Below are 23,301 nucleotides of genomic sequence, written 5' to 3'. Positions count from 1 at the left end.
GGCCACCGAGGAGCCTGCATCATGACGTTGGTTGCTGGAGTGGACTCCTCTACGCAGAGCTGCAAGCTAGTCATTAAAGACAGCGACAGTGGAGCAGTTGTATCCGAGGGCCGCGCTTCCCATCCATTCGGGACCGAGGTGCACCCTGACGCGTGGTGGCTGGCATTGCAGAACGCAACCCGGTCCGCCGGTGGCCTCGACGGTGTGGAGGCTCTCGCAGTGTGTGGGCAACAGCATGGAATGGTGGCCCTTGACTCGGACGGTCGCGTAATCCGCCCCGCGCTGCTCTGGAACGACACTAGGAGCGCCCAGGCCGCGCGGGATCTAACAGAAGAGCTCGGAGCGGAAGCGTACGCGCAGCGGACTGGCGTTGTACCGGTTGCCTCGTTTACCGCCGCTAAATTGCGATGGCTCCGCGAGTTTGAGCCCGAGAATGCGCAGCGGGTAGCGGCTGTAGCGCTCCCCCACGATTGGCTCAGTTGGCGGCTGCGTGGCTTCGGGCCGTCGCCCGAGAGCGAACATGGCCCAGTACTCGACGAGCTGACCACCGATCGCTCCGATGCCAGCGGGACCGCTTACTGGAACCCAGATACGGATGGTTATGACCTTGAGCTGTTCGAGCGGGCTCTCGGTCATCCCGCGGTCCTTCCCCGGATCCTCCGTCCGAATGAGGCTGCCGGAAACACCCCCGAAGGTATCTTGATCGCTGCCGGGGCCGGTGACAACGCGGGGGCGGCATTGGGGTTGAACACGCAAAGCGGTGACGTTGTGGTTTCCATCGGCACCAGCGGCACAGTCTTCTCGGTGATGGATAACCGGATCACTGACCCAACAGGTGCGGTGGCCGGCTTCGCCGACGCAAGCGGTGGCTTTCTGCCAATTACGGTCACCCTCAATGCCGCGAGAATCCTGTCATCGATCTCCGGCATCCTCGGTGTGAACAATGATGAGATGGCCGGGCTGGCCTTAGCCGCTGAACCAGGGGCCGGCGGCGTCGTCCTCATTCCGTATTTTGAAGGCGAGAGGACTCCAAACCACCCTGATGCTACAGCGAGCTTTTACGGATTGTCCTTAGCCTCGTCATCGCGACAGAACATCGCGCGGGCGGCTATTGAAGGGATGCTGTGCGGTTTGGCCGCCGGACTGGACGAAGTGCGCCGCGTAGGTGTGCGCGAGGAACGCGTCCTGTTGATCGGCGGCGCGGCACAGAACCCTGCTGTCCAAGCCATCGCGGCCCAGGTCTTCGACTCCCCGGTGACCATGCCCACCCCAAGCGAGTACGTGGCGAACGGTGCAGCACTACAAGCGGCGTGGGCGTTAACCGGTAAGAAACCGGAATGGCCCGTATCCACGGTGACCGAACTCCCAGCGAATACTCAACAGGTGATTCGCGAGCAGTACGGCAGGTACGCCTCGGTCACCGCCCTGCGCTGACCCACAGCGGCTGTGCCGGCCCCTACTACAATCCGGGTGACATTCTCGGGCTGGGTGGGTCTGTCGGCAGCTCGGCTGCAGAGGACAAATAGCAGGGCCTCTTCAAAGTCCTGTGATCCGTACTACTTCCGATTCGCCCGGCGCGGCGACTTTTATCACAAAGAACTGACCGCAAAATACGCCAGAGGTGAGTTGCAGGCGGCAGGACCCGGTGGGGTTTGCCGGGCCGGGTTGGTTACGATGATGCGAGTGTTGGTTCAGGCAGCGGGTTGGAGGCTGACGTGGTGGCCCATCGCGGCGAGCTGAGCGACGTGGTTGCGGATAGCGCGTCGTTTATGATGCGGCTGGCGTGGTAGTCGGAGCCGAGGTCACAGAAGCGGGCGGACGGGTCAGCGATCAAGCGCCAGACGATGACCAGGATGGAGCGGGCGACCGCAACGAGCGCTTTGAGTTTGCCGCGGCATTTGACGATGCGCCGGTAGCGTTCGCCGAGGAAAGTGTTGGTTTTGGCGGCCGCGGCGGCGGCTTCACCGAGCGCTCTTGAGGTAGGGGTTGCCCTTGCCGGTCTTGCCGCCCTGGGTCACGGGGCCTGACTGGATGGTGCGTGGGCACAGTTTCGCCCAGGACACCAGGTGGTCGGTGGTGGGAGACCGGGTCATGTCCAGGCCGATTTCGGCGAGGATGTTCTGAGCTACGAGGGCGGCCATTCAGGGACCTCGGCGAGGCGTTCCACGGTGTCCGGCCCGCCGGTGGTGGGGCTATCGGTTGTGACGATGTCTTCGAGCAACTGGCCCATGCGGGCGGTAAGGGTGCTGATCTGGCCGGCCAGTGAGTCGATTTCTGGACAAATAGTGGTCAACATGACGTATGGCCTACTATTTGTAGCCGTAGGCGCGCTGCTGGCCTTCTCGTAAGAACGCCCGGAACCCAGACCGAAAGCCCTCATGGCACTTAGAGCCGCCCACGCCATCGTTCCTTTGGTTATCGCCATTGACGGCCGTTCCGGTGCGGGAAAAACCTCGCTGGCCGTTGAGCTTGCAACCCTGTTGCGCGAACACCACAGCGTCAGCCTCTTCCACCTTGAGGACCTCTATCCGGGCTGGGACGGGCTGGCCGATGGAATGGACCGCTACGTCCGTTCCGTGCTCACTCCCCTTGCGTCCGGAGCTACCGCGCAGTGGCCGGCCTGGGACTGGACAAAGAACGACGACGGCGACACCCGGCTTACCCACCCTGCAGACATTGTGATCGTGGAAGGGGTTGGCGCCTCCTGCGCTGCCGCACGGAACCTGCTGGACGTGGCGATCTGGATCGACGCCGACGACGACGTCCGCCGCACCAGCGCGCTGACCCGCGACGGCGATGCCTACGCCCCTTTCTGGCAGCGCTGGGCTGACCAGGAGGAGCGGTGGCTACGCGCCGACAATCCGTCCGCTGGTGCGGACATCCTGGTGCACGGCCACACGGCAGACTCACTTCCGCAACGCGTGCGGCTTGCCCTGACCGGCCTTCCGCAATGTGAGTCCTTGATGTCGATGGAGCGTGCCGCCCGGCGTGGCCTCACGCTGCAGGTGGAGACTGTGGACGCCTACCCGGACGGAGCCGAGCTGTTCGCCGGCATCTACGGGGCGTCCAACGCGGCCGCCTGGCTGGACAGCTCCACGCTGGAAGACCCGCGGGACCGGAGCCGCTTTTCGGTCCTGGCCGACGACGGCGGCCGCTTCGGACAGGTTGCAGAGCACACCGACGGCATCACCCGCGTGAGCAGCGGCCCGGTCACCGCGAGAAGCGCCGGGCCCTTCTTCCGCTGGCTGGACGGGGTGTGGGGTCGGCGTGCCGTCCGTCCGCCGTCGGACTATCCGGGCCCGTTCGCGCTCGGCTGGCTGGGCTATCTCGGGTACGAACTCAAACGCGAAACCGGTGGTCGCATCGTCAGTACCGGCTCACTGCCGGACGCCGCACTCCTGTTCGCGGGCCGCGCCGTCGTAATGGATCACGAAGATCGGCGTGTGTACCTCCTGACGCTCCGCGACGGTTCCCGTGACCCCGAAACCGACGCCTGGCTGGAACGCGCGCGCGCCGTCGCACTGGAAAGCGCTGTGCCGCTGGATACCCCAGCGCCACTGCCCGTACCGGAATTCACAGTCAGGGACACCCGCGAGGAGTACCTCGCGAAAATCCGGGAAGCGAAGGCGGAAATCGCGGACGGCAACTCCTACGAGGTATGCCTGACCACGGCCTTGACGGCGCGATCCCAGGCGATGGATCCGCTGGAGACCTACCTTCGGCTTCGAAATACCAGTCCCGCACCATTTGCGCACTACTTCGCGTTTCCTGGATTCGCGATTGCCAGTACGTCGCCGGAACGTTTCCTGCGGCTCGATTCAGGCGGCGGCATGCGCGCCGAGCCCATCAAGGGCACGCGCCGCCGCTCCACTGATCCCGCTGAAGACTCCGCTTTGAGGGCGGAGCTGCAGACCAGCACCAAGGACCGCGCCGAGAACATCATGATCGTGGACCTGCTGCGCAACGACCTCTCCCACCTTGCGGTCCCGGGAACGGTCATGGTCAGCCGCCTGTGCGACATCGAAACCTACGCAACCGTGCACCAGATGGTCAGCACGATCGACGCGCGGCTCCGGCCAGGATCGTCACGCGCGGAGGCGGTGGCAGCGGCCTTCCCCGCCGGATCCATGACAGGCGCACCGAAGATCAGCACCATGGCCATCCTCGACCGGCTCGAAGCTGCGCCGCGCGGGGTGTATTCAGGTGCCGCGGGGTACTTCTCGCTGGATGGGGCGGCAGATCTCGCCGTCGTCATCCGCACCCTTGTGATGGAGAACGACGACGACGGCACCCGGCTCACGCTCGGCGTGGGCGGGGCCATCACGTCCGACTCGGACCCCGCCGAGGAGTGGGACGAAGTGCGCACCAAGGCATTCGGGGTGCTCTCGGCGCTGGGCTCGACGTTCCCGGAGTGAGCCTCCCTCGAGCGGGCGCTGCGGACGGGTATCGATCGCGAATCCGTTGTCATCGCCCGCTCGATCAGGGGTTTCCGGCACTACGCGCGTCCTGGTTTTCCCACCTCGCCGGCGCTCGGCGCGGGGCCCTCGCCGCACTAGGCTTGACCCCATGACAGTTCTGGTGTTCCTGGACCCCGCGATGCCTGACGGCCGCATCGCCGATGCCTCCCACCCCCAGCTGAAAGTTACCGACACCGGCATCACCCGCGGGGACGGGATCTTCGAGACGATGCTCGCGGTCAACCGCACACCCCGCAAGCTGCAGGCGCATCTGGCCCGGCTGGCGGCATCGGCGGAGGCGCTGGAACTGAAAGTCCCAGTCTCGGACGCGTGGGAACGTGCCATCGGCACGGCGCTGCAGGAAACGGACGACGACGGCGAACTCGTGGTCAAGCTCGTCGCGATCCGTGGGGTTGAAGCGAGCGTCGAGGGCGGCACGGAAGCCACCGCCTGGGTCCAGGTGTCCCCTGTTCCGAAGGGCCTTCGGGGCAAACGCCTCGCCGTCCTGCTCCTCGACCGCGGCTACGACAGCGCTGTTGCCCAGCGCGCCCCCTGGCTGCTCATGGGCGCGAAGACCCTCTCCTACGCAGTCAACATGGCGGCCCTGCGCTACGCCAAGTCGCAGGGTGCGGATGACGTCATCTTCACCTCCTCGGACGGCAAGGTGCTGGAGGGACCCACGTCAACCGTCCTCATCGCCCGCGTGATCGACGGCGTCAAACACCTGATCACGCCGCAACTGGAGAGCGGGATCCTTGCCGGAACCTCGCAGGGCGCACTGTTCGCTGCAGCACGCGACGCCGGTTGGGAACTCGGCTACGGGCCGCTGATCCCGGCCGACCTCTTCGCATCGGACGGCGTGTGGCTGATCTCGAGCGTGCGGCTCCTGGCGGAGGTCGAATCGCTCGACGGCAAACGTGTAACCATGTCGCCGGACCTCACGGCCGAGCTGTCTGCACTCGTGGAATCCGTCTCCTAGCCCCACAAACGCGCCGACGATTCGCAGGATCGTGGGGACGTCACCACGAACCCGCGCAACAGCGGCACTTTTGCGGACAGGCGACGCCGCATTACTGCACATTACGACGGCGCGTGGCAGAGTCGCCGGAGCCGGTGCTACGTTCAGTCGGGAGTAACGAGCGCCAGCGCCAAGCCCTGACTTGCTGGCCGGCAACCCTCTATCACGGCGGGGTGCCTCAGGTGAATACTCGGCACAAGGATCAGCTTTCCAAGGATCAACAGCGTGCACGCGTGAGGAGACACAGTGTCACAACAGTCAGCACATACGCCCCGGCCCGCCAACGGTTACGCCGGTGACATCACACCCCGTCAGGCGGTGGAGCGCGTCAGCAAGGGTGCCGTCCTGGTTGACGTCCGCACCGTCGAAGAGTGGCGTACGGTAGGCGTCCCGGACCTCACCGACGCCGGGACCGTTCCCCTGTTCCTCGAGTGGAACCGAACAGATGGCACTCGGAACCAGTCTTTCGTTTCCCAGCTGGACGGCCTCAAGGGCCGCGAACTGCTGTTCATCTGCCGTTCCGGAGTCCGCTCGGTCGCAGCAGCGCAGAGTGCCACTGCCGCAGGTCACACGGTCTATAACGTGCTCCACGGTTTCGAAGCTGACGGCGGCTGGCGCGCCAGCGGTCTGGCGACCACCGTTCATGCCCGGTCCGCCGGGGTCAAGGAAGGGAAGGCAGATGACTGAGTCCACGCCGTCGTCGTTCTCCCCCGCAACCCCTTCCGAGCCGATCCCCGGCAATGGCGGCTACCCCGTTGTCCAGCGGCCGGACGACGACGTCGCCGCCTGGGCGGCCGACACCCTCGCCGTGCGCGGCGGGCTAGCCCGTTCGAATTTCGAGGAGACGTCGGAGGCACTGTTCCTGAACTCAGGATTCGTGTACTCCTCCGCCGCCGCTGCCGAGGCTGCGTTCACCGGCGATGTGGACCGGTTCGTCTACTCCCGGTACGGCAACCCCACCGTCGCAATGTTCCAGGAACGTCTGCGGCTGCTCGAAGGTGCGGAAGCCTGCTTCGCCACGGCGAGCGGCATGTCAGCCGTTTTCACCGCGCTCGGGGCGTTGTTGGCCAGCGGCGACCGGGTGGTGGCCTCACGCAGCCTGTTCGGGTCCTGTTTTGTGATCCTGAACGAGATCCTGCCGCGCTGGGGCGTCGAAACGGTCTTCGTGGACGGCTGGGACCTTGCCCAATGGGAAGAGGCACTGAGTGTTCCCACCACGGCGGTGTTCTTCGAATCGCCGTCGAACCCGATGCAGGAGATCGTGGACATCCGGGCCGTCGTCGAACTCGGGCATGCCGCAGGCGCGCAGGTGGTGGTGGACAACGTGTTCGCCACCCCGCTGCTGCAACGGTGCACCGAACTCGGTGCCGACGTCGTCGTCTACTCCGGAACCAAACACATGGACGGGCAGGGCCGTGTGCTTGGCGGGGCGATCCTCGGCCGGAAAGAGTTCATCGAGGGGCCGGTCAAGACGCTGATGCGCCATACCGGACCCGCGCTGTCCTCATTCAACGCGTGGACGCTGCTGAAGGGACTGGAAACGCTGTCGCTTCGCGTGAACCACTCCTCCTCCTCAGCTTTGACGCTCGCACGCTGGTTGGAGGCACAGCCCGCTGTGAACTGGGTACGGTATCCGTTGCTGGAATCGCACCCGCAGTTCAGTCTCGCAGCGTCGCAGATGTCCGGCGGCGGCACCGTGCTTACGTTCGAGCTGAATGCACCGGCTGGCCGCGCCAAGGAAACCGCGTTCGCGCTGCTGGATGCCCTCGACATCATCGATATCTCGAACAATCTCGGCGACTCCAAGAGCCTGATCACCCATCCTGCGACCACCACCCACCGTGCCATGGGCCCGGAAGGACGCGCCGCGATCGGGCTGTCCGACGGCGTGATCCGGTTGTCGGTCGGCCTTGAGGACGTCACCGACCTGCAGAACGACCTCGGAAAGGCGCTCGCCGCGTCCTGAAGCTGTGATTCGGCTGTGAATTTGTCTCAGCGTTGAACCATTTCGGCCCTTGCCCGCGTCTAGAGAGCAGAGGGGTCGAGTGGCCGCTCCCATCCCCCGGGTGTCCGTGGGGTGATCACGGGAGGTATCAACATGAGTAAAGCAATGCGCGTCCTGTTCGCCGTCGTCGCCATTTGTCTTCTGGCGCTGACCGGCTGCGGTTCCTCCGATTCGCCTTCCGAGGAGCCCACCAGCGCTCCCGCGGCCGAGGAGCCCACCAGCGAGGAGCCGTCCGAGGAGCCTACGAGTGAGGAGCCGTCCGAGGAGCCCACGAGTGAGGAGCCGACCGAAGGCGGGGAGGCCGGTGGAACCATGGGCACGCCGCTCGGGATCGCTGAGACGGACCTCGGTGAAGTGGTTGTCGACGCCGAAGGAATGGTGGTCTACTACTTCACCAACGATGAGGCGGACTCCGGCGTCAGCGCTTGTGAGGGAGGGTGCCTGGAGGCGTGGCCGCCGGTACTCACTGACAGCGAGACGCCTGAGGCGGAAGGAGTCACCGGCGAACTGGGCACCATCGAAACACCCGACGGCGAACTGCAGGTGACCATCAACGGTATGCCGATTTACTACTTCGCCAACGACGAGGCCCCCGGAGACACCAACGGCCAGGGCGTCAACGAAGTCTGGTACGTGGTTGCCCCGGATGGCACCATGATCCAGTAGCCGCCCTAGCTTCCCGACACCACGTCCCGGGCGAGCAGCGCAGCTTTCATGGACCGCAGTGCATAGTGAAGACGGGATTTCACGGTGCCCTCAGGGATGGCGAGGGCACGTGAAATCTCGGCTGTGGTTTCGCCGCGGAAGTAGAAATGCAGGACCACGTCGCGATGCTCGGGCGTCAGTTCGCTGAGTGCATCGGAGACGAGCCATGAGGTGAGCAGTTGCTCGACGTCGTCGTTCGAGGCCGTTTCCGGCAGCACGTCAACGTCGAACTCATGCCGGCGGAAGGCGGAACGAAAGGAATCCACCAGCACATTCCGCGCGACCGCGAACAGCCATGCGCGGATTTCCATTTCGGTGTGCCCCCGCGTGACCGGATGCTCCCAGGCACGCAGCAGGGTGAGCTGCACTACCTCGTCGACAAGGAAAGCGTCTCCAGTGAGCCTCCGGACGAATCCCCTCAAGGCGCGCAGGTGATTGTCGTTGATGCTGCTCAGCCAATCTGCCTGACCATTGCCCATCGTCGGTTCCCGCCCCTGGACTCTGCTGGACCATCCACAACCTATTCATGCGCGGCGAGGTTGGGAAAAGCCTGCGGCCTCCTCTCATGATGCACCTGCACGGGCAATCCGAACAGGGACTGTCCTAGCCGAGGATGAAGTTCCAAGTGCCCGCCACCACGGCAGCGGTCACCGCAACAGCCGCAATCAACAGACCGCACAGTGCAACTCCGACATCGATCCTGCTGAAGGTGCTCTCCCTCGCCCAAGTGCGCGGGCCGGCCCCGAAACCGCGGGCCTCCATCGCCACAGCCAACCGGGTGGCCCTTCGGATGGCCTGAACCATGAGCCCGAAGGCTTGCCCGAGGAAGTTCCCGAATCGTGCCGCCGGATTCCCCTCGTGGCCCACGCCGCGGGCGTGACGGGCGAGGCCGAGCGTGCGCCATTCCTCGAACAGAAGCCCGACGAGCCGCATCCCGGCGAGCGCCCCGAGGACAAACCGGTGCGGCGCCTTGAGCCGTTGCGCCAGGGCGTCCGCGAGATCGGTGGGGTCGGTGGTGGTGAGCAGGAACAGGCCCGGCAGTGCAATGGCCAGTGCCCGGAGTCCGATCGCCAGCCCGGCGTTGACCGAGTCCTCGGTGAACAGGACTGGACCGGCTTCGAACAGCACGCGGCCGGTCTTCTCGGCCAGCAGCGCAGTTCCGTACGCCCCGACAGCCGCTGCAACCACAAACGGCCAGGCGCGGAAGAACAGCTTCCGCGCGCTGATCCCCAGCAGGGGCAGCAGCAGGAGTTCGCTGAGGAGTACGACGCCGGCGCTCGCCCAGTCCACGCTGAGCATCACGACCACCGTGATCAGGGTTGCCGCGAACAACTTGGAGAGCGGGTTGGCTTTCGGAAGCAGCCGCCCGGTCAGTTCCGGGGTGAGGACATCCGTGCTCATGCTGACACCTTCACAGCGGATCCGCCGACCACAAACGTGCGGGACCCCAACGCGGCTGTGAAGTCGCGGTCGTGGGTGACCGACACGACGCTGGTTCCGCCCGCTATCTCTTCGGCGAGCAGTGCCACCAGTTCCGCCCACGTGTTCGCGTCCTGGCCGAAGGTGGGCTCATCGAGGATGAGGATGTCGGGGCTGCCGGCGAGCATCGAGGCAACCGAGAGACGCCGCTTCTCACCGCCCGAGAGCGTGAAGGGGTTGGCCTTGAGCAGCCCGGTCAGGCGCAACCGTTCAGCGATCGGGTCCACCCGGCGTCGTACCTCTGCCTCCTCAAAGCGCGCGACCCGGCGCGGCCCGAACTCAAGTTCCTCAAGCACCGTGTGGGTGAGGAACTGGTGTTCGGGCTCCTGGAAGACCGTGCCGATCCGGCTGACCAGCTCGGCCGACTTCCACTCGTGCGGCTTCTCCCCGGCGCCGCGTGAAAGCGGATCAAGCGCCGAGAGGGTTCCGCCGCGCGGCCGGAGCAGCCCGGCCAGCGTGAGCGCGAGCGTTGACTTGCCCGCTCCGTTCGGGCCGAGCACGCTGAGCGCAGCACCGGCCTGGAGGGTGAGTTCCACGCCGTCGAGCACTGTCGGTCCGCGTTTTGCCCGCGCCACCGAAAGGCTACGGGCCTCGAGCAGGTCCGCCCCGGCGTTCGATTCCAGCAATGGCAAGGCCGGATGGTGGCCCGGCACCCACACACCGGCTTCGATGAGGCGGTCGCGGGTGCGCTGCTGCTGAAGGACGACGTCGGGACTTCCATCCGCGAGGATGCCGCCGTTCGAGTCGAGCACCACGATGCGGTCGACGACGTCGGCCCACACCTCCACACGGTGTTCCACCACCACGAGCGTGGCGCCGGTACGGTCAAGGACGCGTACGACGGCGTCCCTCACCTCCAGCACGCCGGCAGGGTCCAGGTTGGCGGTCGGCTCATCGAGCAGCAGAAGCCCGGGCTGCATGGCAAGCACTGCGGCCAGGGCGAGCCGCTGCTTCTGCCCGCCGGAGAGCGCCGTCGTGGGGTGGTTGAGGGGGACGTCGAGGCCGACGTCGTCCAGTGCGTGGGTGACCCGCGGCCAGATCTCCTCGCGCGGTACGGCCAGGTTTTCGGCGCCGAATGCCACCTCGTCCCCCACCCGTGCAAGGACCAGCTGGGTGTCGGGGTCCTGCAGCACGAGGCCTGACCGACCGCGCACATCAGCCGGGTTGTTGCCGTCGATCGTCAGCTCGCCGGACTGCTCCCCTTCATCCTGATCTCCCAGCACACCTGCCAGGCCATGCAGGAGCGTGGACTTTCCGGCTCCGGACGCACCGAGCAGCAGTACGCGTTCACCGGGCTCGATACGTAGATCAATGTCCCGCACAGCCCAGCGGTTGCGGCCGGGATGCCGCCAGCCCCACCCGCTGGCTGAAATGGATGCGCCCACCTTAGACGTCGGCTGTCCGGCCGGAAGCGAAGGACGAAAGCACGCCGGTCTTCGCGAGGCCGCGTGTGGCGAGCCAGGGGAGCAAGCCGGCAAGGACCACACCGGAAATGGCGGCGAAGACCCCGTACATGAGCTTGTGATCCAGCGTCCAGACGGCGTTGTACATGATGTTCTCGCTCACTGCGAGGAAGAGACCCGCGCTCAGCCCGGCCAGCAGAGCCACCCCGATGTTCCACCGCTTGTATAGGAAGAGTGCGAAAATCAGCTCCGCGCCGATGCCCTGGATGAGTCCGGACAAGAGCACGGCAACACCAAACTGGGTACCGATCAGGGCAGAAACCGCAGCGGCGACAACCTCGCAGTAGATCGCCGCTCCCGGCTTGCGGATGATGAGGCCGCCGAGCACGCCCGCAATCAGCCAGCCGCCCGAATACAACCCATTAAGCGGCGGATACGCAAGGGTCAGGGCGGAAATACCGCTGTAACCGGCGGACCACGCGAAGAACACGACGCCGACCGCAACCGCAATCACTGAGGCGACGACGATGTCCACGACGCGCCACTCGTAGCGCCGGCGGGATGTTGATGATGATTTCGATGACTGTGCAGTAGTCATGGGTGAATCCTCCTGAGTACAGGAGGGGAAGGCATCCCGGCAAGCCGCCGGCAGCCCTGAGAACTCGACTCCCTTCGCCGGTACTAGCCGGATCAGGTTCGAGGGTCTGCGGTGTTCCGCACTCTCAGCGCCCACCACAAGTGGCGGCGCTCCCCTGTCGTTGTTTTGAGCGATACCAACATTACACCCGGACCAGGGTTCACGGGTGCGGCGTTGGTCCCGAAGGGTCGCTTCGCTCGACGCGGGTCCCTGCCAGTAGGCTTAGTTACAGAAGGTAAGCCTACTGAAGGAGGGCACCATGAATTCGATCTTCAAACTGATGGGCGTAGGGCTGGGAATTGTCTCCGGGCTCATCGGCACCCAGTTGGTCGACCTCATCTGGAAGCGCGTCACCGGAAACGAGCCGCCCAAGGACAAGGAAGGGCTGGAGAACAGTCTTCGTTCGGCGCTGGTCTTCGCCGTGATCTCAGGTGCGGTCAGCACCACGATCCGCGTACTGACCAACCGCACCACGCAAAAAGCGATCCACCGCTACCAGCGCACCCGCCACCTGACCTAGAAGGCGTCAGTCCCCCGGCGGCGCACCGTTCCCTTCCCGACGCCGGGTGGCCGCGCGTTCAACCACCTCGTCGAGTTCGTCCATGCTGAGCAGGTCCTTTCGCAGGTGCTTGGTCCGGTAGCCGGCGCGCCCCACCATGTGGGCAGAAACGGGCGCGGTCAGAAGCTGGAAGATCCAGCACACAATCAGTACGGGAACCAGCGCCAAACTGCGCAGTTCCACGGCGACGGCCAGCAAAAAGAGCAGCAAGCCCAGCACCTGCGGCTTGGTCGCGGCATGCATGCGGCTCATCAAATCCGGAAAACGCAACAGCCCGACGGCGGCGGCCAAGGACATTAGTGCCCCTCCCAGCAGCAGGATGGCAGTGATGACGTTGAGCAACGTGTCCATCTGCGTCACTTCCTGTCCGTGACGAACCGTGCCACAGTCACTGAGGCGATGAATCCAATGATCGAGATCGCCACGAGAAGCACCAGGTTGTCCGTATGGCGGTTGAACACCATGTCGACAGCCAGCGCACCGCCCACAATCGCCAGGAGAACATCGACGGCGAGCACCCTGTCGAGGATCGACGGGCCCACGGCCGCCCGGTAGATGGCGCACAGCGCTGCAACGCCGAGTATGACGGCGATGATGCCGACCACAACACTCACGAGTGCTCCCTTCCGTCACTGACGGGCAGACCACCCGCGCGCAGGTTCGCGAGATCCTCACGGGATCCCATGACGCGGATCAGCCACTCTTCGGTCCGTTGGACGTTCCGGCGGATCTCCTCGGCGTCTTCGGCCGTGACCACATTCAGACAGTGCAGGTAGAGAGTGGAGGTCGATCGGTCCACCTCCACCACCAGCGAGCCGGGAATGAGCGAGATCGCGTGTCCGGTTGCCGTCACCAGCAAATCCGAGGGGCTGCGTAGCCGTACCGCCACTACCGCGTTCTTGAGGCGCGGACCCTTGGTGAGTGCCAGCCAGAACACCTGGAAGCTGGCAACCACCAGTTGGTACAGGAACCGTCCCGCGAAACCCGCAGCGTAGAAGAGGTTGAACCGGCCGCTCAGCTCCACCGGAGGCAGGTAAAGCAGATTCGCCACGGCAAACGCGATGATCGCTCCGAAGACCAGGTTGCCCAGGCTGAAGTCCTGCCACAGCGCGCCCCAGACCAGGACCAGCCAGATCAGTAGGGGAAGCTCAACGCGCAGAGGTATTCGTTGGCGGATCATGGCGTCGCCTCGGCTTCTTCCATTGCTCCCTCGCCCAGGACGGCGTCGATGTAGGGCGTGCGTTCCAGCATCTGCTGCGCTGCCTGGTCACTGAGCGTGAACAGCGGTCCGGCCAGCACCGTCAGAGCAACGCCCAAGGCAACCAGCCCGATCGTCGGACCCACCATGGTGCGCGGCAGGAGGTGTACCGGCTTGCGGCCTGCGAACCGGCCGGTGCTGTGGGCCGTGACTCGGCTGGATGTCCTGATCGCTGAGCCGTCCTCCTTTTTCACGAGGAGGATCGGATCGGGGTGGGTGGCGTCCTCCGGCCTGCGCCAGAAGGCACGGTTCCATACCCGTGCGATGGCCAGCAGTGTGATCAGGCTGGTGAGGACGCCCGCCCCGACAAGTACGTACGCAATTGGCGTTCCGAGTTCGACGCCGGCCTGCAGCAGGCCGAGTTTGCCGAGGAAGCCCGAGAAAGGCGGTATTCCGGCCAGGTTCATGCCCGGAATGAAGAACAGCAGCGCGAGCAGCGGTGAAATCTTCGCGAGGCCACCAAGCCTGTCCATGTTGGCGGTTCCGCCGCGGCGCTCGATGAGCCCCGTGACGAGGAAGAGGCTGGTCTGCACGGTGATGTGATGCGCGACGTAATATACCGCCGCCCCGAGTCCGATCACGGTGGACACGGCCAGGCCGAACACCATGTACCCGATGTGGCTCACCAGGGTGAAGGAAAGCATACGTTTGATATCCGACTGCGCGAGGGCACCAAGAATGCCCACAACCATAGTCAGGAGCGCAACCACCATCAGCAGCGTGTTGATCCGGTCACCGGGGAACAGCAACGTCTCGGTGCGGACCATCGCATAGACGCCCACCTTCGTCAGCAGTCCGGCGAACACCGCAGTCACCGGTGCAGGCGCCGTTGGGTAGGAGTCGGGCAGCCAGAAGGACAACGGGAACACCGCGGCCTTGATGCCGAACGCGACCAGCAGCATCAGGTGCAGGATCATTTGGGTGCCGTGGTCGATGTCCGCCAGTTTCAGCGAAAGGTCCGCCATGTTGATGGTGCCCGTCGCGGCATAGATCATGCCGATGCTGATCAGGAACAGCATCGAGGAGACCACGCTGACGACGACGTACGTCACCCCCGCGCGAATGCGCGGGGTGGTGCCGCCAAGGGTCATGAGGACGTAGCTCGCGGTCAGAAGGATCTCGAACCCGACGTACAGGTTGAACAGGTCCCCGGCAAGGAAGGCATTGGAAACACCCGCGACCAGAATCAGATATGTCGGGTGAAAAATCGAAATGGGACCGTCTTCGTCCCCATCGGTCATGCCCTGACCCGTCGCATAGATAAGGACCGCCAGGCTCACCGCGGAGGACACCACAAGCATCAGGGCTGAGAACTGGTCCACGACCATAGTGATACCGAACGGCGCGGCCCAGTTCCCCACGAACACCGCGGTGGTGCCCTGAGTGCTGGTATTCACCAAAAGGAATACTTCAATCAGCAGAGTGACGCTGAGCGTGGTGATGCTGACGGCCCGCTGTGAACGGGAGTGACGGATAAGCACGAAGGCAAGCGCCGCACCGAGGAACGGCAGGACCACCGCGAGCGGCGCGAGGTTGGCTATGTTCATCGCTCCTCCTCGGTGCTCGTGGTCAGGTGCCTCTGCGCGCCGGGCGCTTCCTCTGCTTCTTCGACCGGCGTGAATTCTGTGGTTTCCAGGGGGACCTCGGCGTCATCCTCAGCATCGAAGCTGCTCTGGGATGCAACGCGCCGGTCTTCGATGTCGTCCTGTACTTCGTCCTGGCGGCCGAGGACCCAGGACCGGTAGATGATGCCGAGCATAAACGCCGTGACCGCGAAGGAGATCACGATCGAGGTCAGGATGAGGGCCTGCGGTAGCGGGTCATTGTATTCCTCTGCCGGAATATCAGCGGCGTACAGCGGCGCTTCCCCAGCGAATCCCCCCGCGGAGAGCAGCAGCATGTTGGCACCGTTCGCCAGCAGGATCAGCCCGAGCAGTACCCGGGTGAGGCTGCGCTCGAGCAGCAGGTAGATGCCTGCTGCGAAGAGTGCTGCCATGACCACCAGCAGGGTGATGTTGACGCTCACCGGACCACCTCTTCTCCCGGCTCGGAGCGCTGTTCTTCCTTGAGCGCGTCGATGCCTACCGGCCTGGTTTCGTTCTTGCCTTCGCTGCGCTCGTCAATCTCGGATCCAAGGCTGCGCAGAACGTCCAGCACCAGCCCCACCACCACCATGTACACACCAATGTCGAAAATGGTGGAGGTCACGAACTTGATGTCGCCGAAGACCGGCCAGGTTGTCTCGATGATCGCGCTCTGGAACACCTCGCCGCCCAGGAAGACCGGAACAATCGCCGTCAGGGACGCTGTTGCCAGCCCCGCACCGAGCAGGAGTCCGGCACTGATCGGCGTGGCCTCGGCCAATTCGAACCGTCCGCCGGCCAGGTACCGGATGGTGAGCGCGAGCCCGGCCATCAACCCGCCGGCGAAGCCTCCACCGGGCAGGTTGTGACCTGCCAGCAGCAGGTAGATCGAGAAGATGATCACAGAATGGAACAGCAACCGTGTGACCACTTCGAAAATGATGGAGCGGCGTTCAGGCGCCAGTGTCCGGCCCGCGACCAGCCAGGCGTCCCTGGCCGACGTCGCGAACTTCTTGGCCAGCTCAAGCGCGGCCGCCTCCCGGCCGTACTCGGCGATCGGTTCCTGGTTCCGGTCCACCGAACCGGTCTCGATGTTGTTCGCGCGCACCCGCCCGTCGCTGCGTCCGCGCACGAAAATTAGACTGGCAACGCCCGTCGCGGCAATGGCCAGGACGCTGATCTCCCCGAAGGTGTCCCAGGCCCGGATGTCCACCAGGGTGACGTTGACAATGTTCGCGCCGCCGCCGTCGTCGTACGCCAACTGCGGGTAACTCAGGGAAATGGGCTCGGCAACGCGGGAGGCCATCGCCGACATCGCAATTGCCGCCATCACCAGGCCGAACGAGATCCCGAGCACAGCCCGCAGGACCCGGTACTTCCGCCCGGGCTCGCGCTGCCAGAGCCGCGCCGGCAGGGAGCGCAGCGCGAGGACGAAAGCGACCATCACAATGGTCTCGACGAGCAACTGGGTCAGCGCGAGATCCGGTGCGCCCTGCATTGCGAAGATCAGGGCGATCCCGTAGCCGGTCAGCCCAACCATGATGACGGCCATGAACCGCTTGGTCGCGCGGAGTGCGGCGAAGGCACCGAGAATAATAACGACGCCGGCAATGGCCTGGGCAGGCGAGTCGGCCAGGTGCCACTTATCGGGCACCGGCGCGTCGAAGAAGATCAGTGCCGAGAGCGGCGTGACGATCGCCATGGACAGGATGACGAACAGGTAGAACGCCAGCGAACCACGCTGGGTGCGGCCCGTGATCCACACCGCGACATCATCAAGCACGCCGATGACGTCCTTGTAGGTCTTCTCCGCGTCGGTCTTCCGGGCGAGCCGAAGCTGTACTGCTTCGAACCGTTCACGCAGCAGGAACAGGGCGGTGCCGCCGGCGATGGTCCCGAGCGAGAGGAACAGTGCCGGGCTCAGGCCGTGCCAGAGCAGCAGGTGCGGCGTCTGCTCCCCCGGCGGGAAGGTGGTGAGGTACGGCTGGATCGCTGCATCAAGCAGGGCGGGCCAGAGCCCGAAGACCAACGATGCGAGGGCAAGCAGTGCGGGCGCGAACAGGAAGGACGGCTCAACCCGCTTGAACGGCGTAGGCTCGCCGCCTTTGGCGCCGAAGCCTCCCCACACGAAGCGCGCACTGTAGGCGAAGGTCAGGATGGAACCGAGCACAATGCCGACCAGCAGGACAACACCCGCCGGGCCTTCCTCAGCCCGATGAACGAACGCTTCGAGTACCGATTCCTTGGCCACGAAGCCAAGCAGCGGTGGAATGCCGGCCATTGATGCTGCGGCAATGGCAGCGACGACGGCGAGTACGGGGGCTGACCTGGCGAGCCCGGACAGCCCGCGGATGTCGCGGGTGCCGGACTGGTGGTCAATGATGCCGACCACCAGGAACAGGGTGGCCTTGAAGAAACCGTGGGCAAGCAGGAGGCCAAGGCCGGCCAGAGCACCGTCCTGCCCGCCGAGCCCTACCACCATGGCCAGGAAGCCCAACTGACTCACGGTCCCGTAGGCGAGCAGCAGCTTGAGGTCATGTTGGCGCAGCGCCCGCCAGCCGCCGAGGATCATGGTGGCAAGCCCCAGTGTCATCACGAGGACGAACCACACCGTGCTGTCCGAGAATCCGGGCGCGAGACGGGCAATCAGGTAGATGCCGGCCTTGACCATGGCCGCGGCGTGCAAATAGGCGCTGACCGGGGTGGGCGCCGCCATGGCTCCGGGCAGCCAGAAGTGGAACGGCACGAGCGCGGACTTGGACACGGCACCGACCAGGATCAGCACGATCGCGACATCCACAGCCGTTCCGGTGAGCGTCTCCGCGCGGGCAAGGATGTCCGAGAGCCGGTAGGTTCCCGCAGACTGGCCCAGCAGGATGAGCCCCACCAGCATGGTCAGCCCGCCGAGGGTTGTCACGATCAGGGCCTGCAGTGCTGCCCGCCTGGCGGCCAGACGGTGCCTTGAGTACCCGATCAGCAGGTAGGACAGCACGGTGGTCAGTTCCCAGAAGATGAAGAGCAGGATGAGGTCGTCGGCGATGACCAGGCCAAACATGGCGCCGGCAAAGGCAAGCAGTTGCGCGCCGAACGGGCCGATGTTCGGTTCATCCTGCTTGAAGTAGCGCGCGCAGTAGAAAAGGACCAGCGCGCCGACACCGAGGACGAGGATGCTGAGTACAGCGGACAGGGCGTCCATCCGAAAGGCCAGTTCCAATTGCAGCTGCGGAATCCAGGGAACGACGACGGACGGCGGCGCGTTGGGGTGGCCGTTGGCGGCAGTTTGGCCTTCGGCCGTGTAATTAGGGAAGGTGGCGATGAGCCAGGCGAATCCGGCGGCCGGCACTGCGGCCAGGATGTAGAACGCCGAGCGGCCCAGCCGGCGGAATATCAGGGGCGCGATCATAGCCATCGCAAACAACGCGACGAGTACGATGAGCACGATGATCTCCTGATCTCTCTTCAAGACGAGACGGTCAGCTGACGGTCAAGGGCTTGTGTCCATTCTACCCGGGGAATACGCTGTGCCCCGGCCCGTTCAGCCCATCGCAGATGAGGTGGGTACGGGGAATAAAGCCGGATCTCAACCTGTTGTACGCCTTCAGCAGATAGCATGCAGCCTATGAGCACGGCATCGCGAAAGCCCACCGCACGTCTTCTCACCAAGCCCGTGCTTGCCTGGGCATCATGGGATTGGGGATCGGCCGCGTTCAACGCGGTGATGACCACCTTCGTCTTCACCGTGTACCTGACCTCTGATGCCTTCGGCGGCGAGACCTACGCATCCGAAGTGCTGGGCTGGGGTCTTGCGGTTGCCGGCCTGCTGATTGCCTTGCTTGCTCCCGTGACCGGACAACGCTCCGACGTCGGAGGCCGCCGGAAGCTTTGGCTGGGAGTCAACAGCCTCGTCGTCGCGCTCCTGACCGCGATGTGCTTCTTTGTCTTTCCGAGGCCCGAGCTGCTTATCTTCGGCGTTGCCCTCATCGCGGCCGCAAACATCTTCTTCGAGTTTGCCGGGGTCAACTACAACGCCATGCTCGCCCAGATCTCCACACCGCACAGCGTCGGGCGAATCAGTGGATTCGGTTGGGCAATGGGTTACGTCGGCGGGATCGTTGCGCTGATCATCGTGCTGATCGCGTTTGTGCAGCCGGTGGTTGACTGGTTCGGATCGAACACGGCCGACGGCCTGAACATCCGCCTGGTTGCTGTGTTCTCGGCGCTTTGGTTCCTGGCTTTCGCGCTTCCGGTCATGTTTGCGGTGCCCGAGATTCCCCGCCAGGAGCGTGCGGACAAGCTCGGGTTCCTCGCCTCCTATGAGCTGCTCTTCCGCCGCATCAAGGCGATTTACCGGACCAGCCCGCACACCATCTTCTTTCTGCTCGCAAGTGCGATCTTCCGTGACGGCCTGGCTGCGGTCTTCACCTTCGGTGGGATCATCGCTGCCGGGACATTCGGGTTTGAACTCAGCGAGGTGATCCTGTTCGCCATCGTGGGGAATGTGATCGCCGCCATCGGTGCGGTGATCGGCGGGTTCTTCGACGACCGCGTCGGGCCCAAGCTGGTCATCATCGTTTCGCTGATCGGGCTGCTCATCGCCGGGACTGCCGTCATGGTGCTGGGCGCATCGACCTACGGGGTCTTCGGCGTCCAGTGGACCGGCGACACGACGTTCTGGGTGTTCGGGTTGATGCTGACCCTGTTCGTCGGCCCTGCGCAGGCGTCCTCCCGGGCATACCTCGCCCGGCTCTCCCCGCGGGGCGAGGAGGGCGAGATGTTCGGGCTCTACGCAACCACCGGCCGGGCCGTCAGCTTCCTCGCGCCCGCCCTGTTCTCGCTCTTCATCGGCATTTACGGTGAGCAGCGCTTCGGCATTATCGGCATCCTCGTGGTGCTGTTGGCCGGACTACTGGTGCTGCTGCCGGTGAAGCCGCCCGCGAAGGTGGCTCCCGCCGTCGTACCCGCGCCCTGACTACACGGGAGCAAGCTGGACTGGCCCGGGAGCAAAGTGGACTGAGGTGAGGGAAATGCTCCTCACCTTTGTCCAGATTGCTCCCCCACAGTGGCGGCGGAACGTGAGGGATTTACGCGTGGGGCACTGACGCAGGCACTTCGGCGCCGGCCTCGTCGCGGATGGAGGTCCGGTGGAAGTTCAGGTGGCTCCGCGACGCCGTCGGGCCGCGCTGCCCCTGGTAGCGGTTGCCGTACGCACCCGTACCGTAGGAGTGCTCAGCGGGAGAGGTCAGCTTGAAGAAGCAGAGCTGCCCGATCTTTGACCCCGGCCACAGCTTGATGGGCAGGGTTGCCATGTTGGAAAGCTCAAGCGTGACGTGTCCGGAGAACCCGGGGTCGATGAAACCGGCGGTGGAGTGGGTCAGCAGGCCGAGCCGCCCAAGGGAGGATTTGCCCTCGAGGCGGGCGGCGACGTCGTCGGGAAGTGTCACCTGCTCATAGGTGGATCCGAGGACAAACTCTCCCGGGTGCAGGATGAACGGCTCGTCCGGGGCGACCTCAACCAGCCTGGTCAGCTCCGGCTGGTCCTCCGCAGGGTCGATGTGTGCGTACTTGTGATTGTCGAATAGGCGGAAAAACCGGTCGATGCGCACGTCCACGCTCGAGGGCTGGACCATCTCGGGATCGAACGGATCGAGCGCGATGCGCCGGTTGGCAATTTCGGTTCGGATGTCACGGTCGGAGATCAGCACCGTCTAAAAATACCGCACCGGCTACTTCCCGATCTCCGTTCTTACGGCGAACAACTCCGGGAAGAAGGTCAGCTCCAGCGCCCGCTGCAGGAATCCGACGCCGGAGGAGCCGCCCGTGCCGCTCTTGTGGCCGATGGTGCGCTCAACGGTTTTGAGATGACGGAACCGCCAGAGCTGGAAGTTGTCCTCCAGGTCCACCAGTTCTTCGCATGCCTCGTAGACGTCCCAGTGCTCGGCGGCGTGCTCGTACACCAGCTTGTACACCTGGACCAGGCCGGGGTTGAACTCGTGGGCCTGTGTGACGTCTCGGTGCAGCAGTTCGGCCGGAACGGCGTATCCGCGGCGGTGCAGGTAGCGGATGAACTCGTCGTAGATGCTCGTCTCGCCCAGCAGACCGGACAGGAGCTCCAGTGCCTGGGGATCGCTCTCGAACACCTGCAGCATCCCGGCGTTCTTGTTACCGAGCAGGAACTCCACCGCACGGTACTGGTAGGACTGGAAACCGCTGGCCGCCTGCAGTGCGCCGCGGAACTCGGCGTATTCCGACGGCGTCAACGTCGCCAGCACGGACCACTGCTCGGTCAGGGAGCGCTGGATGTGCTTGATCCGGGCGATGCCCTTCATCGCTGCCCGCAGATCATCTTCCCGCAGGCGCTTCCGCACGGCACCCAGCTCGTGCAGCACCAGTTTCAACCATAGCTCGGAGGTCTGGTGCTGGATGATGAACAGCATCTCGTCGTGGTGTTCGGGCCGGCTCACGGGATGCTGCGCGCTGAGCAGTTGATCGAGCGCCAGGTAGGAGCCGTAGGTCATTCTCCCTGAGAAATCCTTCTCGATGCCCTCTTCGAGTTCTCTGGTATTCCGTTCGACGCTCATGGTTATCAGCGTAGCGACCCGGCAGGTTCAGCGGGGTCCATTGAAACCGTCAGTGGCGGCCACTACGTTTGACCCAACCTCAGGAGGACGTATGGGCCGAACAGAACCACAGCACATGCACTGCAGCATCGTTCCACCGTATTTGCTGGCCAGGCTCGCAAGCCTGGAAGATCCCGACCATCAGGCGGCGGCTGCTGCGGCGCGGCGGGCACTGGTACAGCTCGATCCGTTGCGTGCCGCCCGTGCGGCCGCACCCACTGAGCCTTCGCGCGGAGCGGGCACCGCCGTCGTCCTCGCCCTCCGCCGCACTATTTCCGACGCCGGCGGCACCCAGACGCTGCCCGGCGAGGCTGTGCGGCGGGAGGGGGATCCACCCACCGGCGATGTCGCGGTGGACGAGGCCTACTCCGGCTTGGGTGCCATGTACAACCTCTTCGGCGAGGTGTATGGCAGGTCCTCAATCGACGACGCCGGGCATCCGCTCAACGCCACCGTGCACTACGGCGAGGCATACGACAATGCGTTCTGGGACGGCTCCCGCATGGTCTTTGGGGACGGCGACGGTGAGGTGTTTGGCCGCTTCACCTCCTCGATCACCGTGATCAGCCACGAGCTGACGCACGGGTTCACCCAGTACACGTCGAACCTGCGGTACCAGGGCCAGGCCGGGGCGTTGAACGAGTCCATCTCGGATGTCTTCGGTGTACTGGTGGAGCAGCGTGAGCTGGGGCAATCGGCTGATGCCGCGAGCTGGCTGGTGGGCGAAGGGATTTTCACGGACAAGGTGCAGGGCCGCGCGCTCCGCTCGCTCAAGGCGCCGGGCACAGCGTACGACGACGACGTGCTGGGCAAGGATCCCCAGCCCGGCACGATGGCCGATTACGTGGAGACGACGTCGGACAACGGTGGCGTGCACATCAACTCCGGCATTCCGAACCACGCTTTCTACATCGCCGCGACGCGGCTCGGCGGGCGCGCGTGGGAAGGCGTTGGACAGGTCTGGTACGACGCCGCGACCGGGGGACAAGTGCCCGTGGACTGTGATTTCGCGCTGTTCGCGCGGGTAACGGTCGACGCCGCGGTGCAGCGCTACGGCGAGGGTTCATCCGAAGCTGAGGCTGTGGGTTACGCATGGCGGGAGGTGGGCGTGCTGTGACCCGGATTGTGGTCTCGCGTTCCGGCGGTTTTGCGGGCATCACCCGAACCTGGAGCGTTGAGGTGAGCAGTGACGAAGCGCAGGAGCGGTGGCTGCCGCTGCTGGACCAGGTGGAGCACACCAACGATGATGCCCAACGCGACCGCTACGTGTACCGGATCAGCGTTGGGTACCGGGAAGTCACCGTGACCGAGAGTGCCGTTCAGGGGCCGTGGAAGGAGTTGGTTGAGCGCGCCAAGGATGAATCCGCTGCAGGGCCACAGGGCGGGAGCTCGCGAGACGACGAGTAGTAGCGGCCTGCCGTTTGGCCGGTCATGGAGCATCGGCGCCGTTGGGATGTTGTAGTGTTTATGGAGCGGTTCAGGCCGCTGTGCGGGCGTAGCTCAATGGTAGAGCGCTAGCTTCCCAAGCTCGATACGCGGGTTCGATTCCCGTCGCCCGCTCCACGGTTATTTGCATCAGC

General features: G+C 64.7%; 25 protein-coding genes, 1 tRNA gene and 2 riboswitches. Of the genes, 12 read left to right on the top strand and 14 right to left on the bottom strand.

Annotated features, from left to right (window positions below; all coding sequences use genetic code 11):
* Positions 1 to 21: 21 nt before the first annotated feature.
* On the top strand, positions 22 to 1,434 hold the full coding sequence (gene xylB / locus ACX80C_RS05365) for a xylulokinase (RefSeq protein WP_459325235.1): 1,413 nt from the start codon (positions 22 to 24) through the stop codon (positions 1,432 to 1,434).
* Positions 1,435 to 1,783: 349 nt separating this feature from the next.
* Entirely contained in the window at positions 1,784 to 1,978 is a 195-nt protein-coding gene (locus ACX80C_RS05360; RefSeq protein ID WP_459325234.1) for a hypothetical protein, read from the top strand.
* Here the strand turns inward: ACX80C_RS05360 and ACX80C_RS05355 are convergent.
* Both ACX80C_RS05355 and ACX80C_RS05350 read right to left on the bottom strand, forming a co-directional pair.
* A complete protein-coding gene (locus ACX80C_RS05355; RefSeq protein WP_459325233.1) occupies positions 1,962 to 2,141 on the bottom strand; it encodes a transposase in 180 nt (59 codons plus the stop codon). The genes ACX80C_RS05360 and ACX80C_RS05355 overlap by 17 nt on opposite strands.
* Positions 2,126 to 2,296: a hypothetical protein gene (locus tag ACX80C_RS05350; RefSeq protein ID WP_459325232.1), complete on the bottom strand. Its 171-nt coding sequence runs from the start codon at positions 2,294 to 2,296 to the stop codon at positions 2,126 to 2,128. The genes ACX80C_RS05355 and ACX80C_RS05350 overlap by 16 nt, the downstream gene beginning before the upstream one ends.
* An 82-nt stretch (positions 2,297 to 2,378) precedes the next feature.
* Between ACX80C_RS05350 and pabB the strand changes: the two genes are divergently transcribed.
* The 5 genes from pabB (at position 2,379) to ACX80C_RS05325 (ending at position 8,146) form a co-directional block, all read left to right on the top strand.
* Positions 2,379 to 4,415, top strand: coding sequence for an aminodeoxychorismate synthase component I (gene pabB, locus ACX80C_RS05345; protein WP_459325231.1), 2,037 nt, complete (start codon positions 2,379 to 2,381; stop codon positions 4,413 to 4,415).
* Positions 4,416 to 4,566: 151 nt separating this feature from the next.
* Positions 4,567 to 5,436 carry an aminodeoxychorismate lyase gene (locus tag ACX80C_RS05340; protein WP_459325229.1) on the top strand — a complete coding sequence of 290 codons (870 nt, stop codon included), beginning with the start codon at positions 4,567 to 4,569 and terminating at the stop codon, positions 5,434 to 5,436.
* Positions 5,437 to 5,588: 152 nt separating this feature from the next.
* Positions 5,589 to 5,715, top strand: a riboswitch (SAM riboswitch).
* A 6-nt stretch (positions 5,716 to 5,721) separates the two neighbouring features.
* Positions 5,722 to 6,162, top strand: a complete 441-nt coding sequence (locus ACX80C_RS05335; protein WP_459325228.1) for a rhodanese-like domain-containing protein — start codon at positions 5,722 to 5,724, stop codon at positions 6,160 to 6,162.
* Positions 6,155 to 7,441 carry an O-succinylhomoserine sulfhydrylase gene (locus tag ACX80C_RS05330; RefSeq protein WP_459325227.1) on the top strand — a complete coding sequence of 429 codons (1,287 nt, stop codon included), beginning with the start codon at positions 6,155 to 6,157 and terminating at the stop codon, positions 7,439 to 7,441. The genes ACX80C_RS05335 and ACX80C_RS05330 overlap by 8 nt, the downstream gene beginning before the upstream one ends.
* Before the next feature lie 132 nt (positions 7,442 to 7,573).
* On the top strand, positions 7,574 to 8,146 hold the full coding sequence (locus tag ACX80C_RS05325; RefSeq protein ID WP_459325226.1) for a COG4315 family predicted lipoprotein: 573 nt from the start codon (positions 7,574 to 7,576) through the stop codon (positions 8,144 to 8,146).
* Between the two features lie 5 nt (positions 8,147 to 8,151).
* Here the strand turns inward: ACX80C_RS05325 and ACX80C_RS05320 are convergent, their stop codons facing one another.
* From ACX80C_RS05320 to ACX80C_RS05305, 4 genes are all read right to left on the bottom strand, one after another.
* Positions 8,152 to 8,664, bottom strand: a complete 513-nt coding sequence (locus ACX80C_RS05320; protein WP_459325225.1) for a sigma-70 family RNA polymerase sigma factor — start codon at positions 8,662 to 8,664, stop codon at positions 8,152 to 8,154.
* Between the two features lie 124 nt (positions 8,665 to 8,788).
* Positions 8,789 to 9,586: an energy-coupling factor transporter transmembrane component T family protein gene (locus tag ACX80C_RS05315; RefSeq protein ID WP_459325224.1), complete on the bottom strand. Its 798-nt coding sequence runs from the start codon at positions 9,584 to 9,586 to the stop codon at positions 8,789 to 8,791.
* Positions 9,583 to 11,049 carry an ABC transporter ATP-binding protein gene (locus tag ACX80C_RS05310; RefSeq protein ID WP_459325223.1) on the bottom strand — a complete coding sequence of 489 codons (1,467 nt, stop codon included), beginning with the start codon at positions 11,047 to 11,049 and terminating at the stop codon, positions 9,583 to 9,585. The genes ACX80C_RS05315 and ACX80C_RS05310 overlap by 4 nt, the downstream gene beginning before the upstream one ends.
* 1 nt (position 11,050) lies before the next feature.
* Positions 11,051 to 11,665, bottom strand: coding sequence for an ECF transporter S component (locus ACX80C_RS05305; protein WP_459325222.1), 615 nt, complete (start codon positions 11,663 to 11,665; stop codon positions 11,051 to 11,053).
* A 52-nt stretch (positions 11,666 to 11,717) separates the two neighbouring features.
* A riboswitch (TPP riboswitch) is annotated at positions 11,718 to 11,831 on the bottom strand.
* Between the two features lie 132 nt (positions 11,832 to 11,963).
* Here ACX80C_RS05305 and ACX80C_RS05300 point away from each other — a divergent pair.
* Positions 11,964 to 12,224: a DUF4235 domain-containing protein gene (locus tag ACX80C_RS05300; RefSeq protein WP_459325221.1), complete on the top strand. Its 261-nt coding sequence runs from the start codon at positions 11,964 to 11,966 to the stop codon at positions 12,222 to 12,224.
* A gap of 6 nt (positions 12,225 to 12,230) precedes the next feature.
* Here the strand turns inward: ACX80C_RS05300 and mnhG are convergent, their stop codons facing one another.
* The 6 genes from mnhG to ACX80C_RS05270 are packed head-to-tail and all read right to left on the bottom strand — an operon-like array spanning position 12,231 to position 18,543.
* A complete protein-coding gene (gene mnhG, locus ACX80C_RS05295) occupies positions 12,231 to 12,614 on the bottom strand; it encodes a monovalent cation/H(+) antiporter subunit G (RefSeq protein WP_459325219.1) in 384 nt (127 codons plus the stop codon).
* 5 nt (positions 12,615 to 12,619) lie between these two features.
* On the bottom strand, positions 12,620 to 12,877 hold the full coding sequence (locus ACX80C_RS05290; RefSeq protein WP_459325218.1) for a monovalent cation/H+ antiporter complex subunit F: 258 nt from the start codon (positions 12,875 to 12,877) through the stop codon (positions 12,620 to 12,622).
* Complete coding sequence (locus ACX80C_RS05285; protein ID WP_459325217.1) at positions 12,874 to 13,443, bottom strand: Na+/H+ antiporter subunit E; 570 nt, start codon at positions 13,441 to 13,443, stop codon at positions 12,874 to 12,876. The genes ACX80C_RS05290 and ACX80C_RS05285 overlap by 4 nt, the downstream gene beginning before the upstream one ends.
* On the bottom strand, positions 13,440 to 15,068 hold the full coding sequence (locus ACX80C_RS05280; protein WP_459325215.1) for a Na+/H+ antiporter subunit D: 1,629 nt from the start codon (positions 15,066 to 15,068) through the stop codon (positions 13,440 to 13,442). Before ACX80C_RS05280 ends, ACX80C_RS05285 begins: the two co-directional genes overlap by 4 nt.
* Positions 15,065 to 15,547, bottom strand: coding sequence for a Na(+)/H(+) antiporter subunit C (locus tag ACX80C_RS05275; protein WP_459325214.1), 483 nt, complete (start codon positions 15,545 to 15,547; stop codon positions 15,065 to 15,067). The genes ACX80C_RS05280 and ACX80C_RS05275 overlap by 4 nt, the downstream gene beginning before the upstream one ends.
* Positions 15,544 to 18,543: a Na+/H+ antiporter subunit A gene (locus tag ACX80C_RS05270; protein WP_459325478.1), complete on the bottom strand. Its 3,000-nt coding sequence runs from the start codon at positions 18,541 to 18,543 to the stop codon at positions 15,544 to 15,546. Before ACX80C_RS05270 ends, ACX80C_RS05275 begins: the two co-directional genes overlap by 4 nt.
* Positions 18,544 to 18,723: 180 nt before the next feature.
* Here ACX80C_RS05270 and ACX80C_RS05265 point away from each other — a divergent pair, with 180 nt between their 5' ends.
* Positions 18,724 to 20,073 (top strand): MFS transporter, encoded by a 1,350-nt coding sequence (locus tag ACX80C_RS05265; protein ID WP_459325213.1) that lies wholly within the window; start codon positions 18,724 to 18,726, stop codon positions 20,071 to 20,073.
* 112 nt (positions 20,074 to 20,185) lie between these two features.
* On the opposite strand, the gene dcd is transcribed toward ACX80C_RS05265, so the two are convergent.
* Both dcd and kynA read right to left on the bottom strand, forming a co-directional pair.
* Entirely contained in the window at positions 20,186 to 20,806 is a 621-nt protein-coding gene (dcd, locus tag ACX80C_RS05260) for a dCTP deaminase (RefSeq protein ID WP_459325212.1), read from the bottom strand.
* Positions 20,807 to 20,827: 21 nt separating this feature from the next.
* Positions 20,828 to 21,682, bottom strand: a complete 855-nt coding sequence (kynA, locus tag ACX80C_RS05255; RefSeq protein ID WP_459325211.1) for a tryptophan 2,3-dioxygenase — start codon at positions 21,680 to 21,682, stop codon at positions 20,828 to 20,830.
* A gap of 115 nt (positions 21,683 to 21,797) precedes the next feature.
* Here kynA and ACX80C_RS05250 point away from each other — a divergent pair, with 115 nt between their 5' ends.
* The 3 genes from ACX80C_RS05250 (at position 21,798) to ACX80C_RS05240 (ending at position 23,284) form a co-directional block, all read left to right on the top strand.
* On the top strand, positions 21,798 to 22,838 hold the full coding sequence (locus tag ACX80C_RS05250; RefSeq protein WP_459325476.1) for a M4 family metallopeptidase: 1,041 nt from the start codon (positions 21,798 to 21,800) through the stop codon (positions 22,836 to 22,838).
* Positions 22,835 to 23,128 (top strand): protealysin inhibitor emfourin, encoded by a 294-nt coding sequence (locus tag ACX80C_RS05245; RefSeq protein ID WP_459325210.1) that lies wholly within the window; start codon positions 22,835 to 22,837, stop codon positions 23,126 to 23,128. The genes ACX80C_RS05250 and ACX80C_RS05245 overlap by 4 nt, the downstream gene beginning before the upstream one ends.
* An 82-nt stretch (positions 23,129 to 23,210) precedes the next feature.
* Positions 23,211 to 23,284, top strand: a tRNA-Gly gene (locus ACX80C_RS05240).
* Positions 23,285 to 23,301 lie beyond the last annotated feature (17 nt).

The organism is Arthrobacter tecti, from assembly GCF_054511355.1.
This window is presented reverse-complemented; position numbering and strand designations above follow the sequence as displayed.